14 protein-coding genes and 1 pseudogene are annotated in these 14,480 nt (G+C 65.5%); 10 read left to right on the plus strand and 5 right to left on the minus strand.

Annotated elements, in window-relative coordinates:
• Window positions 1-4 precede the first annotated feature (4 nt).
• The 3 genes from CH290_RS22120 to CH290_RS22130 all read left to right on the plus strand — a co-directional run bounded on the left by CH290_RS22120 (window position 5) and on the right by CH290_RS22130 (window position 4,748).
• The gene (locus tag CH290_RS22120; RefSeq protein WP_033190688.1) at window positions 5-2,275 is read left to right on the plus strand and encodes a helicase-associated domain-containing protein; all 2,271 of its coding nucleotides are present in this window, start codon (window positions 5-7) and stop codon (window positions 2,273-2,275) included.
• A gap of 122 nt (window positions 2,276-2,397) precedes the next feature.
• Entirely contained in the window at window positions 2,398-4,053 is a 1,656-nt protein-coding gene (locus CH290_RS22125) for a DNA repair helicase XPB (protein ID WP_026348165.1), read from the plus strand.
• Window positions 4,054-4,079: 26 nt separating this feature from the next.
• Window positions 4,080-4,748, plus strand: coding sequence for a DUF3239 domain-containing protein (locus CH290_RS22130; RefSeq protein ID WP_026348166.1), 669 nt, complete (start codon window positions 4,080-4,082; stop codon window positions 4,746-4,748).
• An 11-nt stretch (window positions 4,749-4,759) separates the two neighbouring features.
• Here the strand turns inward: CH290_RS22130 and CH290_RS22135 are convergent, their stop codons facing one another.
• Complete coding sequence (locus CH290_RS22135) at window positions 4,760-5,746, minus strand: LLM class F420-dependent oxidoreductase (RefSeq protein WP_026348167.1); 987 nt, start codon at window positions 5,744-5,746, stop codon at window positions 4,760-4,762.
• A gap of 103 nt (window positions 5,747-5,849) precedes the next feature.
• Between CH290_RS22135 and CH290_RS22140 the strand changes: the two genes are divergently transcribed.
• Both CH290_RS22140 and CH290_RS22145 read left to right on the plus strand, forming a co-directional pair.
• Window positions 5,850-7,067 (plus strand): pyridoxal phosphate-dependent aminotransferase, encoded by a 1,218-nt coding sequence (locus tag CH290_RS22140; RefSeq protein ID WP_033190687.1) that lies wholly within the window; start codon window positions 5,850-5,852, stop codon window positions 7,065-7,067.
• A gap of 4 nt (window positions 7,068-7,071) precedes the next feature.
• Window positions 7,072-8,088, plus strand: coding sequence for an AraC family transcriptional regulator (locus CH290_RS22145; protein WP_019667314.1), 1,017 nt, complete (start codon window positions 7,072-7,074; stop codon window positions 8,086-8,088).
• Window positions 8,089-8,101: 13 nt separating this feature from the next.
• Here the strand turns inward: CH290_RS22145 and CH290_RS22150 are convergent, their stop codons facing one another.
• Complete coding sequence (locus tag CH290_RS22150; protein ID WP_033190816.1) at window positions 8,102-8,527, minus strand: VOC family protein; 426 nt, start codon at window positions 8,525-8,527, stop codon at window positions 8,102-8,104.
• 40 nt (window positions 8,528-8,567) lie between these two features.
• Window positions 8,568-9,647 carry an iron-siderophore ABC transporter substrate-binding protein gene (locus tag CH290_RS22155; RefSeq protein ID WP_019667316.1) on the minus strand — a complete coding sequence of 360 codons (1,080 nt, stop codon included), beginning with the start codon at window positions 9,645-9,647 and terminating at the stop codon, window positions 8,568-8,570.
• Between the two features lie 127 nt (window positions 9,648-9,774).
• Here CH290_RS22155 and CH290_RS22160 point away from each other — a divergent pair, with 127 nt between their 5' ends.
• The gene (locus tag CH290_RS22160) at window positions 9,775-10,398 is read left to right on the plus strand and encodes an alpha-ketoglutarate-dependent dioxygenase AlkB (RefSeq protein ID WP_019667317.1); all 624 of its coding nucleotides are present in this window, start codon (window positions 9,775-9,777) and stop codon (window positions 10,396-10,398) included.
• Here CH290_RS22160 and CH290_RS22165 read toward each other — a convergent pair.
• Window positions 10,395-11,477: a 3-deoxy-7-phosphoheptulonate synthase gene (locus tag CH290_RS22165; RefSeq protein ID WP_033190686.1), complete on the minus strand. Its 1,083-nt coding sequence runs from the start codon at window positions 11,475-11,477 to the stop codon at window positions 10,395-10,397. The genes CH290_RS22160 and CH290_RS22165 overlap by 4 nt on opposite strands.
• A 310-nt stretch (window positions 11,478-11,787) precedes the next feature.
• On the opposite strand from CH290_RS22165, the pseudogene CH290_RS22170 reads away from it, so the two are divergent.
• A pseudogene (locus CH290_RS22170) lies at window positions 11,788-11,928 on the plus strand (hypothetical protein); the annotation flags it as partial.
• On the opposite strand, the gene CH290_RS22175 reads toward CH290_RS22170, so the two are convergent.
• A complete protein-coding gene (locus CH290_RS22175) occupies window positions 11,925-12,395 on the minus strand; it encodes a MarR family winged helix-turn-helix transcriptional regulator (RefSeq protein WP_033190684.1) in 471 nt (156 codons plus the stop codon). The pseudogene CH290_RS22170 and the gene CH290_RS22175 sit on opposite strands and share 4 nt — an antisense overlap.
• 92 nt (window positions 12,396-12,487) lie before the next feature.
• Between CH290_RS22175 and CH290_RS22180 the strand changes: the two genes are divergently transcribed.
• From CH290_RS22180 to CH290_RS22190, 3 genes are all read left to right on the plus strand, one after another.
• Entirely contained in the window at window positions 12,488-13,522 is a 1,035-nt protein-coding gene (locus CH290_RS22180; protein WP_033190683.1) for an ABC transporter substrate-binding protein, read from the plus strand.
• Window positions 13,523-13,609: 87 nt separating this feature from the next.
• Window positions 13,610-14,056, plus strand: a complete 447-nt coding sequence (locus CH290_RS22185) for a MarR family winged helix-turn-helix transcriptional regulator (protein ID WP_019667322.1) — start codon at window positions 13,610-13,612, stop codon at window positions 14,054-14,056.
• On the plus strand, window positions 14,053-14,475 hold the full coding sequence (locus tag CH290_RS22190; RefSeq protein ID WP_019667323.1) for an organic hydroperoxide resistance protein: 423 nt from the start codon (window positions 14,053-14,055) through the stop codon (window positions 14,473-14,475). Before CH290_RS22185 ends, CH290_RS22190 begins: the two co-directional genes overlap by 4 nt.
• Window positions 14,476-14,480: the final 5 nt, after the last annotated feature.

Genomic DNA, 14,480 nt, shown 5'->3' on the forward strand with positions numbered 1-14,480 from the left:
CGTGATGACCGATAAAGCAGCGCCACCGGACCTCGCCACGTGGCTGGAGTCCCGCTCCGATTCCGAACTCGTCGGCTTTCTCACGCTGCGTCCGGACCTGACGGTGCCACCGCCGTCGACCATCGGTGTTCTCGCCGGCCGCGCCGAGCAGCGCGCGTCGATTCTCCGTAGCGCCGACTCACTCGACACCCTCGCGCTGACGATTCTCGAGCTTCTCTCGATCGAGGGTGCGGGTGATCTGCCGGTGACTCGTGCGCGTCTCGACGACGTGATCGACAAGCGCGCCACCGCCAAAGCCGTCGATCGTGCGCTGACGGCGCTGCGGGAACGCGCTCTGGTCTGGGGCACTCGAACCCTTCGGATGGCTCCCGCGGCACCGGACGCCGTGCCGTGGCGAATCGGCCGCATCCTGGACGCAGACGACTCACTCACGCCCGAGCGCGTCACCGAAGCGCTCGCCGGTATCGAATCGAGCGAACGTGGCCTGCTCGACACTCTCGCGAGGTCTTCTCCCGTCGGTCGGACCCGCGATGCCGCGCCGGGCACGTCGCCGGACCGTCCGGTCCAGAAGCTGCTGCGCGCCGGGCTGCTGACGTGGCTGGACGAGCAGACGGTCGAGCTTCCGCATCAGGTGGGTCAGGCGCTGCGCGGCGAGCCGATCTCCGATCCCACCTCGCTGACTCCACCCAAGCCGGCGACGACCAAGTACACGGCAGCCGACGTCGACGCCGCGGCGGCGGGCGAATCGCTCGAGCTGATCAGGCACTGCGCGGCGATCATCGAGTCCTTGGCGGTCGCACCCGCCCCGGCGCTGAAGGCCGGCGGTCTCGGCATCCGAGAACTCAAACGCATCACCAAAGCGACGGGTCTCGACGAGAACCAGGTGGGACTGCTCGTCGAACTCCTCGCGGCCGCGGGCTTGATCTCCAGCGGCACCCCCGATCCCCTTCCGTCGAACGACTCCGGCGACGACTACTGGGCGCCCACCTCCGCCGTCGACGCCTGGACGACGGCAACGCCTGCCGCGCGCTGGCACGCCCTGGCGTCGGCGTGGCTCGATCTGCAGCGTGCCCCCTGGCTCATCGGTATGCGCGATTCCAACGACAAACCCGTCGCCGCGCTGTCCGAGGAAGTTCGCTCGCCTGCGGCCCCGCGCGACCGTCGTACGATCCTCGAGTACCTGGCCGATCTGGGCGCCGGAAACTCGGTGACGCCCGCCGACGTCTCGCGCGGACTCGGCTGGCGACGTCCACGGGCAGCGGCCAGGTTCGCGATGCGCCCGACGCAGAAGATGATCGACGAAGCCACGACCCTCGGCATCGTCGCCCGCGGTGCGCTGTCGTCACCGGGCAAAGCGTTGTTGCACGGCGGCGACGCCGAAGCCGCCATGCGGTCCGTTCTTCCGAAACCGATCGACTACATCCTCCTCCAGGCCGACCTCACCCTGGTGGCACCGGGACCTCTCGAACCTGATCTGAACGACCGGATCGAGCTCGTGGCCGACGTCGAGTCGGCAGGCGCGGCGACGATGTACCGGATCACCGAGGACAGTCTGCGCCGAGCTCTCGACGTGGGCATGAGTGCGGCCGAGTTGCACAGTCTGTTCACCACACACTCCCGTACCCCGGTTCCGCAGGGACTGAGCTACCTGATCGACGACGTCGCCCGGCGCCACGGACGACTCCGGGCCGGTGTGGCCTCATCGTTCGTCCGGTGCGAGGATCCGGCTCTGCTCGCCGAGGTTCTGGCCTCCCCGGCGAGCGAACAACTGGCGCTCCGCGCGCTCGCTCCGACGGTCGCCATCTCGCAAGCGCCCCTGGCCGAAGTCATGAACGTCCTCACCGCGGCGGGGCTTGCACCCGCAGGCGAGGATTCCAACGGCGCCATCGTCGACCTCCGCAGCCGCGGTGCGCGGGTCCCGGTCCGCAGAACCCGAGCCCAGTTCCGCAGCCCGGCCGTACCCACCGACGAGCAACTCGCCCGGCTCGTCACCGAACTGCGAGCGGGCGAACGCGCCTCCCGGGCGAGCGGTCACACCGTGCGTTCCGACGGCACCCGCGCAACCGGAACCGCGACGCTCGCCCTGCTCCAGACCGCACTGCAGGTGCGGCGAAGCGTCACGATCGGCTACGTCGACGCCCAGGGCACCGCGTCGAAACGCGTCGTCGATCCGGTCGCGATGGGCGGTGGTCTGCTCGAGGCATTCGATCCCGCGACCGGTGAAGTACGTCGCTTCACCCTGCATCGCATCACCTCGGTGGCTCTCGTCGACTGACGTGAGCGGCAATGCAGTTCCGCTCACATGCGCGGACGGCACGTTATGTGGACAATGGAACAGTTGCGCATTTTCGATGCGCATCAGGCGCGTTGCGCCGAAGAGTTCTGTAGGAGGAACACGTGACCGATGGGCCTTTGATCGTCCAGTCCGACAAGACTCTGCTGCTGGAAATCGACCACCCGCAAGCCGGTGAAGCGCGCGGCGCCATCGCTCCGTTCGCGGAGCTCGAACGAGCGCCCGAGCATGTGCACACCTATCGCATCACCCCGCTCGCACTATGGAACGCGCGTGCGGCCGGCCACGATGCGGAGCAGGTCGTCGACGCACTCGTCAACTACTCGCGCTACGCCGTGCCTCAACCGTTGCTGGTGGACATCGTCGACACGATGGCACGGTACGGACGCCTTCAGCTGGTGAAGAGCCCGGTCCACGGACTCTCGCTCATCAGCCTGGACCGTGCCGTCCTCACCGAGGTCATGCGGCACAAGAAGATTGCGCCGATGCTCGGCGCCAAGGTCGACGAGGACACGGTCATCGTTCACCCGAGCGAGCGCGGGCATCTCAAGCAGATGCTGCTGAAGATCGGCTGGCCCGCGGAAGACCTCGCCGGGTACGTCGACGGCGAAGCGCACCCGATCGATCTGGATCAGGAGGGCGGCCATTGGTCGCTGCGCGACTACCAGGAGATGGCCGCGGATTCGTTCTGGGCCGGCGGCTCGGGCGTCGTCGTCCTCCCCTGTGGCGCAGGCAAGACAATGGTCGGTGCCGCCGCGATGGCCAAGGCCAAGGCCACGACGCTGATTCTCGTCACCAACACCGTCGCGGGCCGCCAGTGGAAGCGCGAGTTGATCGCGCGTACCTCGCTCACCGAGGAAGAGATCGGTGAGTACTCGGGCGAGCGCAAGGAAATTCGCCCTGTGACCATCGCCACCTACCAGGTCATCACTCGTCGCACCAAGGGCGAGTACAAGCACCTCGAGCTGTTCGACTCGCGCGACTGGGGTCTGGTCATCTACGACGAGGTCCACCTGCTTCCGGCGCCGGTGTTCCGCATGACGGCCGATCTGCAGTCGCGGCGTCGCCTCGGCCTGACCGCGACCCTGGTCCGTGAGGACGGCCGCGAGGGCGACGTGTTCTCGCTCATCGGCCCCAAGCGATACGACGCTCCGTGGAAGGACATCGAGGCGCAGGGCTGGATCGCGCCCGCCGAATGCATCGAGGTTCGCGTCACGCTGACCGATGCCGAACGCATGGCGTACGCGGTGTCGGAACCGGAGGAGCGATACAAACTGTGCTCGACGGCGCACACCAAGATCGCCGTGGTGAAATCCATTCTGGCGAAGCACGAGGACGCGCCGACGTTGGTGATCGGGGCGTACCTCGATCAGCTCGACGAATTGGGTGAGGCACTGAACGCCCCGGTCATCCAGGGGTCGACCAAGAACAAGGAACGAGAAATCCTCTTCGACGCGTTCCGCAAGGGCGAGATTCAGACCCTGGTGGTCAGCAAGGTCGCGAACTTCTCCATCGACCTCCCGGAAGCATCTGTGGCCGTGCAGGTTTCAGGAACCTTCGGATCACGTCAGGAGGAAGCACAGCGCCTCGGACGCCTCCTTCGGCCGAAACACGATGGCGGACAGGCGCATTTCTACTCCGTCGTGTCCCGGGACACCCTCGACGCCGAATATGCTGCGCACAGGCAACGATTCCTCGCCGAGCAGGGATACGCCTATCGCATCACCGACGCCGACGACATGCTGGGGCCTGCGATCTGAGCTGCCGGCGTGCTAATAATGGGCAGGTGCGCCGATTCGATTTTCCCGTAGACGTTGCCCACGCCAACTCGGTGAACGAGACCATGGGCGACGTCCGGCGGCTCCGTGTCTCCGCCGTCGTCACCGCGGTCGTGCTGATCGCCGCCGCCGCGTGGTTCTTCTGGTTGGCGCACCCGTGGTCCTACATTCTGGGCGCGGTGTTCCTGATCACGGCGGCGACGTCGCTGTGGGTGACCGTCTGGGCGCCGCGCAAGGTCGGCACCGTCGAGGACCTCTATGCCGAAGGCGGGCTGGTGCCCGCCGTCATCGCGGAGACGCGTGCACGCGGCGTCACCCTGCTGGCGCTGATCGACATCGCCAAGCCCGACGCGGACGCGTCGCACTACGCCCTCGTCACACGCAGCATCCGATCGCTGCCCGGCCACGAACTGGTCGAAGGGGAACTGGTTCCGTCGATCTCGGTCCTGTCGGATCGAAGCAAGAACGCGATCAGCGACACCTGGCAGATGGTCGCCCCGATGCCCATCGCCTGGGGCACCACGGACGCATCGGTGATCGAGCGCGCTACCGCGGAGATCAGCGAAGCGGAATGGGCTCTGCTGGTCGCCAACATCGGTCTGTCCCCCAAGGTCCGTCAATCCGACAACCAGCAACTCCTGGTGGATCCGCACGACTTGCCCGACGAACTGCGGTAGCGCACCACCGATCACGACAGGGCCGGAATGACCTCGCGCTCGAACAGTTCGATGCCGGAACGGTCGTAGGCGGCTTCCGGGAAATAGAAGATGCCGTACGCGAGCCCCTTCTCCTTCAGCGCCGTCAAATTCTCGACGATCTGCTCCGGCGTGCCGACACCGGGAAGACCACGGAACGCGTCGAGCGCCGCGTCCGCCTTCTCGGCCCCCACGTACTGCGTCAGACGCGCCTGAAGCCGGTCCAGCCTGTCCTTCACTTCTGCTTCCGTGGTCCCGATCGCGACGTTGTAGTTGGACGAGCGCACGATCGAGTCGAAATCGCGTCCGACCGCGTCGCAGTGCCCCTTCAGCAACTCCGACTTACGCGTGAATCCCTCCGGGGTGCCGTCGAAGTTGGTGTAGTCGGCGTACTTCGCCGCGATCTTCAGCGTGACCTTCTCGCCGCCGCCGGCGATCCACAGAGGGATGCCGCCTTCCTGGACCGGCTTGGGCCACACCCGAGCGCCATCGACCTGGAAGTACTTGCCGTCGAGCGTCGCCTCACCGGTTTCCCAGGCCTGCTTGAAGATCTGCACACCCTCCTCGAGTGCGCCAAGACGCTGCCCGGCGGGAGGGAAGCCGTATCCGTATGCCCGCCACTCGTGCTCGTACCAGCCGGCACCGATACCCATTTCGACGCGGCCGGCCGAGATCAGATCCACCGTCGCCGCAACTTTCGCCAGATACGCGGGATTGCGGTACGCCATCGACGTGCACATCTGCCCCAGACGGATGCGCGACGTCGTCGCCGCGAACGCGGACATCAGAGTCCAGGCCTCGTGCGTCGCCTCGTCCGTCGGCTCGGGGACGGTATGGAAATGGTCGTACACCCACAATGATTCCCACGGTCCGGCGTCGGCGGCGGATGCGAGGTTCCGCATCACGTCCCACTGCGCCGCAGGATCGATACCGACCAGGTCGAGTCGCCAGCCTTGAGGAATGAAGAGTCCGAATCGCATGACCGGAATCCTACCGATCCAGTAGGAATCACACTCCTCGACCGACACCGCCGATGACGGACGACCACGATGCCCGAAATGTGACACCAGCTACGCTGCAGGAATGTCCGCGGAGTATCAGAGCCGAACCGTCGAGCGCCTACGCCCGTTCGGATCCACCATCTTCGCCGAAATGACGGCGTTCGCCGTGTCCACCGGTGCCGTCAACCTCGGCCAGGGTTTCCCCGACACCGACGGACCCGCGTCGATGCTCGACGCCGCGAGGGGCGCCATCACCGACGGCTTCAACCAATACTCACCCGGGCCGGGGTTGCCCGTTCTCCGCGACGCCGTCGTCGCGGACAGACAGCGCCGTCTGGGCATCGAGTACGACCCGGCAACGGAAGTGCTGATCACCGTCGGCGCCACCGAAGGCATCGCAGCCACCATTCTCGGACTGGTCGAACCCGGCGAAGAGGTTCTGCTCATCGAGCCGTACTACGACTCCTACGCAGCTGCCATCGCACTGGCCGGGGCACGACGCAAGGCCGTCTCGCTGGTCCCGGACGGCAACGGATTCGCGCTCGACACCGATGCCCTGGCCGCAGCGATCGGCCCGAACACGAAACTCCTCGTGGTCAACACACCGCACAACCCCACCGGGACCGTGCTCACACACGCCGAGCTGACGCGAATCGCCGACATCGCCTGTGAGCACGACCTTCTGGTCCTGACCGATGAGGTCTACGAACGACTGACCTTCGACTCCCCCGACTCGTCCGGTCGATCGGCGAGATCCACCCACGTATCACTCGCGTCTCTCCCTGGAATGTTCCAGCGCACGGTCACCGTGTCCAGTGCCGCAAAGACCTTCAACGCCACCGGCTGGAAAACCGGCTGGGCCTTGGGACCACGTGAGCTCATCGATGCAGTACGCGCGGCCAAACAGTTCATGACCTTCGTCGGCGGAACTCCGTTCCAGCCTGCCGTCGCGCATGCGTTGAATCACGAGGACGCGTGGGTGGAGAATCTACGTACGTCCCTGCAGGCCAAACGAGATGTACTGTCCTCCGCGCTCGCCGACGCCGGTCTCGACGTGAAGGCAAGCGACGGAACCTATTTCGTGTGCGCGGACATCTCGTCGGTGGGCGGAGTCGACGCCCTGCAGTTCTGCCGAACCCTGCCGGAGAGAATCGGAGTCGCGGCCGTTCCGGTCAGCGCATTCGTCGACGATCCGACGCCCGCCTCCGGCCCGAGCAACTGGACGACGCTCGTACGGTTCGCTTTCTGCAAGAAGGACGACGTGCTCGCCGACGCCGCCTCCAGGCTACTCACGCTGTGATCCCATGAGTGCCCGTACGATTCCTGCCGAGTTCATCGCCAAGGCTGTCGTGCTCGCCGAGAGCGGTGGCGTCGACCTGTCCTACCCCATGACCATCGCCGGAATCGACCGGTCTTCGCTGCACGATCCGAGCAACCGGCTGACCGCCGAGCAGGTCACCCTGTTCACCCAGGCGGCATGGCAGGTCACCGGTGACGAACTGTTCGGACTTGCGTCGACGCCGATGCGGCGCGGAAGTTTTCGGGTCATCTGTCTGACGCTGATCCACTGTCCCGACCTTTCCGCCGCACTCAACCGCATGTCCGAGACGACCCGTGTTCTGTCGGGAATGCCCCCGATGCTGATCACCGGCGACGACGGGGCGACGCGGCTGACCATCCCGCCCGCCGACAACAGCCACCTACCCGAGCATGCGAGGGCTGCTGCCGGCAGATTGCTCACCGACTTTCGGATGGTTCTGGTGCACCGCTTCGCTGCATGGCTCATCGGAGGACGAGTCAAACTGCATTCCGTCGAACTCCCCTACGACCTCGACGATCCGTCCACGGGGAAGCTCTACGACCGAATGTTCGGTACGAGAGTCACTTTCGGAGCGGACGTAGCCGCTCTGGAGTTCGACAACTCCGCGATGCGAGCACCCATCGTGCAAACGGAGGACACTCTCGCCGAGTATCTCCGCGAATCCCCCAACCTCCTGTTCACGGCCCGCGACTACGACAGCACTGCATCCGCCCAAGTCCGACGTGCACTCGAACTCGGCCTGCAGGGTCAAGCACCCGGCACCGACGACATCGCGGACATGTTGTCCGTCAGCACCGCCCATCTACGTCGACTCCTGCGGCAAGAAGGCACGTCCGTCAACCAGATTCGTGAGGAAGTCCTACGAGACGCCGCCGTCTCCGGTCTGAGCCGCGGCGACTCGGTGGACGACATCTCCAACAGACTGGGCTTTTCCGAACCGTCCGCATTCCGCCGAGCCTTCAAGCGCTGGACAGGACAGACCCCCGGTGCCTACCGCTGACACCCCGTCCCGGTCAGGACACGCAGAACTCGTTTCCCTCGGGATCGGTCATGGTGATCCACGTGCTCGGACCGACCTGACCGCGGCGCGAGACCGAGGCCCCGGCGTCGACCAGCTTCTGGGCGATGGCCTCGCGTTCGTCGCCGACCCTGATGTCGAAGTGAAGACGGTTCTTGACCGTCTTCGGCTCGGGCACGAGTTGGAAGAGAACACGCGGGGTTCCAGGAGTGTCCGGATCGAAGATCGCCGCGCCGATCTTCCAGACCAGGTCGCCCTCGAACACCACGGTGTCCTCCTGCCTGGCGTGACCCGCCGCGATCAGGCCCTCGATGAACGCACCATCGGTGGGTTCGACGACCCACCCGAGCGCGGATGCCCACCATTTCGCCTGCTCATGAGGTTTCCCACTGTCCACCGTGACCTGAAATTCGTATCCCATGTGCACACGATAGGCCGATGCACCGACACGCATACGTCGGTCAGTCGACGTTCTCCGCAGCAGCGTTCAACGCAGACGCAATATCGTCCAGGACGACGGGAATGGTCAGCACGGTGAGTCCACCGAACGCGAAGTTCTTCTCCACCGAGAAGCTTTCGGTCGAAGCGGTTCGTCCATCGGCGACGACGGGAAGCTCGGCGATGACCGGTTCCGCCAGGAACGCGGCCAGGGACGGCTTGTCGTACGCGACGACGAAGAGGACGTCCGATGCGATCGCCGACGCCTTCTCGTAACTGAGGTCGAAGTACACGGCCTCGGCGTCGTCGGTGGGATCGGACTGCTGAATCGACTCCTCGTTGACCAGACCGAGTTGCTCGAGGAACTCCACGCGCACGTCGTCGTCCTTGCTCACCGAGAACACACCGGGCTCGTTCGGCAGGGCGACCGTGATCGACTTGTCCTTCAGCGCGGGGTATTTCGCCGCGACCTCAGCGATGTTCTTCTCCGTATCCGCGACGACCGCGGCCGCTTCGTCCTGCTTGCCCAGGGCCTCGCCTGCAATCGTCACCTGCTCTTGCCACGACGCGGTCCACTGTCGCTCCGGATACGCGACGACGGGCGCGACCTCGGACAGCGCGTCGAACTCGGCCTGGCTCATGCCGGAGTAGGGCGCGAAGATCAGGTCGGGTTCGGCCAGGGCGAACTGTTCGATCGGGGCTTGGCCGGTGCCGTCTCCAGCCAACAATGTGGGAGTCGCGGCGCCGAGTTCACCGAGAGCGGTTCGATCCCACGGCAGCACGCCCTCGGCGTCGGCGCCGTAGCTTTCACCGACGAATGCCGGCATTGCGACCGGCACCACGCCCAAGGCCAGGAGAGCATCCTGGTTGGACCAACCCCAGGTGGCAACGCGAGTCGGGGCCGAGTCGATGGTGGCGCTTCCGAGAGCGGAGTCGATGGTGACAGGAAACGAACCCGCCGCCGCGGCCGACCCGGTCGCTGCGGACGTCTCGGTGTCGGCCGCAGAGTCACCGGAGTCGGTACTGCATCCGACCAGCGCCGTTGCCATCGAAGCAGCAACGAGGAACGCGGTGATACGACGCGTCGGCGACCCTATGTACATCGACAGAACCCTCCGAGAGTTGGTTTAGGTTCACTAAAGTAGCACGCTGGGAAGGGTCGCCTAACCTCGTAACAGCCACCCCTTGATATGAGTGGAACATACGTTCGAATGCAGCTACGCTGGCGTGATGAGCGTGGAACTTCAGGGCTCGCTGTTCACCGACGACGAGGAGCGGTTCGGTCCTCTCGGATCGACCGTGAGCAGGCGGGCACTGTCGAACGGCGCATGGGTGGACGTGAGGCCGGGATGGGCAGGCTCGATCGATCTGTTCGACCGCCTCGTCGACGCGGTGGACTGGCGGTCGGAGCGGCGTCGGATGTACGACCGCGTGGTCGACGTGCCTCGCCTGGTCCGGTTCTATTCGGAATCCGAGCCGTGGCCGGATCCGGCGTTGGACGAAGCCAAGAACGCACTCGACGCACACTACGGCCGGGAACTGGGCGAGACGTTCGCGACGGCCGGATTGTGTTATTACAGAGACGGATCCGACAGTGTGGCGTGGCACGGCGACAACATCGGCCGCAGCGCCACCGAGGACACGATGGTCGCCATCGTCTCGCTCGGCGCCACCAGGCAACTGATGCTGCGCCCCCGTGGAGGCGGCACATCACTGAAATTCACACTGGGACATGGCGATCTGATCGTCATGGGCGGCTCGTGTCAGCGCACCTGGGAGCACGCCGTCCCCAAGAGCACCCGCGCGACCGGACCACGCATCAGCGTGCAGTTCCGGCCGCGCGGTGTCCGCTAACCGCGGCGAGTCTCGACGGCGGCAGCCAACACATCGAGTTGTGCTGCAGTGGTGTCCCAATCGAGGCACGCGTCGGTGATGGACTGGCCGTAGGTCAGGTCCTCCTTGCGTCCGAGCGTCAGATCCTGACGGCCTGCGACGAGGAAGCTCTCGAGCATGACACCGACGATGCCGTGCTCACCCTCGCCGAGGCGTCGGGCAACGTCGGTGACCACGTCGACCTGCTTGTTGTGGTCCTTGCGGCTGTTGCCGTGACTGGCGTCGATGACGACGCGCTCGGGTAGCGACGACTTCCGCAGACGCGCGACCGTGTCGGCGACGGATTCTGCGTCGTAGTTCGGTCCGTCGGTGCCGCCGCGCAGGATGACGTGGCAGTCCGGGTTGCCGGTGGTGCGAATCAACGCGGCCTGGCCGTCCAGATCGGTACCGGGGAACACATGGCTCGAGGCGGCAGCACGGGTACCGTCGACCGCGACCTGGATGTCGCCTTCCGTCGAATTCTTGATCCCGACGGGCATCGACAGAGCGCTGCACAGCTGGCGATGCACCTGGCTGGCTGCGGTGCGAGCACCGATGGCGCCGTAGCTGACCAGGTCCGCGATGTACTGCGGCGTGATCGGGTCGAGGAATTCGCACCCGACCGGCAGTCCGAGAGCGGAAATGTCCACCAGCAGCTGACGCCCCACGCGCAGACCGGAATTGATGTCGAACGAGCCGTCGAGGTGCGGATCGTTGATCAGGCCCTTCCAGCCCAGCGTCGTACGCGGCTTCTCGAAGTACACGCGCATGACGATGTGCAACCGATCGCCCAGCTCGGACGCCTTCTCGGCGAGTGTGCGTGCGTACTCCATCGCGGCCTCGGTGTCGTGCACCGAGCACGGCCCGACCACCACGATGAGACGGTCGTCCGCGCCGTTCAGGATGTCGACCACACCGGCGCGGCCGCGACGAACCGTCGACGACACCGCGTCGTCGGCGGCGTGCTCACGTCGCAGCAACGACGGCGCCACCAGCGGGCTGATGCTGATGGTGCGCTGATCGTCCAACGACGTATCGGTAGGGGTGACAGCTGTAGTCATGAGAAATCCTTTTCGATTCTCAGACCGGCCCTCGGAGAGCTCCACGCACGCTTCGAGCCGGTCTGCATCCGGCTCGTGGGGTGGGGTCTCAGCGCATGGCGTCGCTGGCTGACCCACCCGGGGCCGGCCTGCTAAACCAGAAATACGTGCGCTGCATGGAACAGACGGTAGCACGCCTCTCCACGGGGGCGGGCGCGGCACCTGCGCTCATGCGTGCAGTCGGTCCGCCCAGCGGTCGCGAGGAGCCCCGAAGACCACGGACGGCGACGCAAGAGGGAACCCGGTGATGTTCCTCCTGCTCTCCAAAACCGATTCGATCCTCGCGGCACTGAATTCGGTTCCCGCCGAAAGGTTGTGGGTCGACCCGGATTGCGGGCTGAAGACACGCGGAACCGTCGAGGTCGAGGCGTCGCTGCGCAATCTCGTCGAGGCGCCGCGCGCCGTTCGCTAATTCTGACCTCGATCCTCCGGTGAGCGGCGAAGCGCGTCGTTCACCTTCGCAAGGATCGGCATGGCGTCCTCCACTGCCCGACGCTCGGCAGCGGGGAGCTTCGCGATTTCGGCTGAAAGTACCTCGATCCTGCGGTCGGCCCGGCGTTCGCGTCGGGCCGCCCGTTCGCCGTTCACCCGGAGCACGACGGCTCGGCCGTCGGCTGGGTCGGGGTGCCGGTCGATCAGGCCTTTGTCGACCAGTGTGCGCACCAGCGTGCTGACGGTGTTGGGGCGAAGTCGCAGTCTGGCGGCGACCTCACCGATCCGACTGTCCGGGAACGCCAGGATCGTTCGGACGACTTCGGCTTGTGCGAGCGGCAGCGTCTCGTCGGTACCGGAGGTGTCCAGGTGGAGCCGAAGAACGCGGCGTAGGTCGAATGCGACCTCGAGAAGGCCGCGGGCGACGTCGTCGGCGGGGTGGTTCATGCCACAGAACTATATCTGACACAGATATTGTTTATTGACGCTGATGCAGGATAGCGTTACCTCATCTTGTCGATCTCGTACCCAGAGGCCTCGTGAAACGCGCACCGATCTTCCTGCCCCTTCTCGCCACCGCAGTACTCGTCACCGCATGCGGGTCGAGCGAGACCCCCGCCGACCCGAGCACCACACCGACGACGACTCTCGCGGCACCGGCGGTCGTCGAGGCCCCAGGCCCGACCGGCATTCCCGACGGGATGGGCTCCCCGGGAGTCGACGACGGTGTCTTCCCCCGCACCGTCGTTCATTTCGGCGGGTCGACGGAAATACCGGCCGAGCCCACGCGAATCGTCGTCATCGCCACCGGCCAACTCGACGCGGTACTGACACTGGGCGTCGTTCCCACCGGCGTTGCCTACGGTGACGGAGCAGCCCTGGTTCCGGACTACGTCGGCCGTGAATTCCCGCAGTTCAGCGCGGAGATGGCGGAGTTCGTCGACGTCGGGAACAGGCAGGCCCCCAACCTCGAGGCCATTGCGGCGCTGGAGCCTGATCTCATTCTCGCGAACAAGGCTGCGTCCGAGGACATTTACGAGACGTTGTCGGCGATTGCGCCGACGGTGTTGACCGAGGGCACGGGCGTCAACTGGAAGCAGGATTTCCTGCTGCTCGCGGATGCTCTCGGCCGAACCGAGCAGGCGCAGTCGTTCGTGGACGACTTCGTCTCGCGTGCACAGGATCTCGGTAACGAGGTCGGCGACGACACCGTGTCGTTCGTGCGGTTCACTGCCGACCGCGCCCGAGTGTTCGGGGTTCCGTCGTTCGCCGGCTACATCGCCTGGGATGCAGGTCTTGCACGCCCGGAAAGCCAGCAGTTCGACAAGACGTCACAGGATTTCAGTGAAGAAGAGATCCAATCGGCCGATGCGGACTGGGTTTTCGTCGGCAGTCAGGACAACGGCCCGGGTTCCCGGCAGCAGACGTACACCACCAACCCCCTGTGGACCGGGATGAGCGCGTCCACCGAAGGCCACATCGTGACCGTCGACGACGATCCGTGGTACCTCAACGCCGGTCCGACGGCGGCGACGATCGTTCTCGACGGACTGACGGAGACGTTGACCCGGTAAAGCAGTCAGGATGGGGAACGTGCGCGTTCCCCATGTGCTTGTCTAGATAGGTTGCGCACAACTTAGTTGTGCACTACATTCGTTCCTATGTCAGACGACCTCGCGCTCGACCGTCAGGTGTGCTTCGCGCTGTACTCCGCATCGCGGGCTACCACCGCGGTGTATCGCCCGATGCTCGAGCGCCTCGGCGTGACATATCCCCAGTACCTCGTCCTTCTGGTGCTGTGGGAGAAGGACGGGCGCGGAGTGCGGGAGATCTGCGCAGAACTGGATCTCGACACCGGCACACTGTCTCCGCTCCTGAAGAGATTGGAAGGACTCGGCCTCATCGAACGTCGACGCCTGGCGTCGGACGAGCGTCGAGTAGAGATTCATCTCACCGACGAAGGCAAGGACCGACGCCGTCATGCCCTCGACATCCCGAAAGAGCTTGCGGGCAAGACCGGCATGACCGTGCAGGACCTCGAACACCTCCGCGACTCGTTGATCACACTGACCAACGCGCTGCACAACACGAAAGGCGTATCGGAATGAAGACGATCTACACCGCAGAAGCACTGGCCACCGGCGAAGGACGCAACGGGCACGCCCGCACGTCCGACGGCCGTCTCGACCTCGACCTCGCGATTCCCGAGGCCATGGGAGGAAGCGGCAACGGCACCAACCCGGAGCAGTTGTTCGCCGCCGGTTACGCCGCGTGCTTCCACTCGGCCCTGCAGATGGTCGCTCGCCAGGACAAGGCCGACGTCACCGACTCGGCCGTCGGCGCCCGAGTCGACATCGGACCCAACGACGCAGGCGGCTTCCAGCTCGCTGTGACGCTCGAGGTGACCCTCCCCAACCTGGCACGTGACGAAGCTCAGGCCCTCGCGGACAAGGCGCATCAGGTCTGCCCGTACTCGAACGCCACCCGGGGCAACATCGACGTGACCGTGACGGTCACGGAAGACTGAGGCGA

Origin of the sequence: Rhodococcus sp. 06-156-4 (genome assembly GCF_002259345.1) — a bacterium.
GTDB lineage: Bacteria > Actinomycetota > Actinomycetes > Mycobacteriales > Mycobacteriaceae > Rhodococcoides > Rhodococcoides fascians_E.

Coding starts and splice junctions, on each gene's coding strand:
- CH290_RS22120 (WP_033190688.1), top strand. CDS start 5: ATGACCGATAAAGCAGCGCCACCGGACCTCGCCACGTGGCTGGAGTCC.
- CH290_RS22135 (WP_026348167.1), bottom strand. CDS start 5,746: ATGCGATTCGGACTCTTCATTCCTCAAGGCTGGCGACTCGACCTGGTC.
- CH290_RS22140 (WP_033190687.1), top strand. CDS start 5,850: ATGTCCGCGGAGTATCAGAGCCGAACCGTCGAGCGCCTACGCCCGTTC.
- CH290_RS22145 (WP_019667314.1), top strand. CDS start 7,072: ATGAGTGCCCGTACGATTCCTGCCGAGTTCATCGCCAAGGCTGTCGTG.
- CH290_RS22150 (WP_033190816.1), bottom strand. CDS start 8,527: ATGGGATACGAATTTCAGGTCACGGTGGACAGTGGGAAACCTCATGAG.
- CH290_RS22155 (WP_019667316.1), bottom strand. CDS start 9,647: ATGTACATAGGGTCGCCGACGCGTCGTATCACCGCGTTCCTCGTTGCT.
- CH290_RS22160 (WP_019667317.1), top strand. CDS start 9,775: ATGAGCGTGGAACTTCAGGGCTCGCTGTTCACCGACGACGAGGAGCGG.
- CH290_RS22165 (WP_033190686.1), bottom strand. CDS start 11,477: ATGACTACAGCTGTCACCCCTACCGATACGTCGTTGGACGATCAGCGC.
- CH290_RS22175 (WP_033190684.1), bottom strand. CDS start 12,395: ATGAACCACCCCGCCGACGACGTCGCCCGCGGCCTTCTCGAGGTCGCA.
- CH290_RS22185 (WP_019667322.1), top strand. CDS start 13,610: ATGTCAGACGACCTCGCGCTCGACCGTCAGGTGTGCTTCGCGCTGTAC.
- CH290_RS22190 (WP_019667323.1), top strand. CDS start 14,053: ATGAAGACGATCTACACCGCAGAAGCACTGGCCACCGGCGAAGGACGC.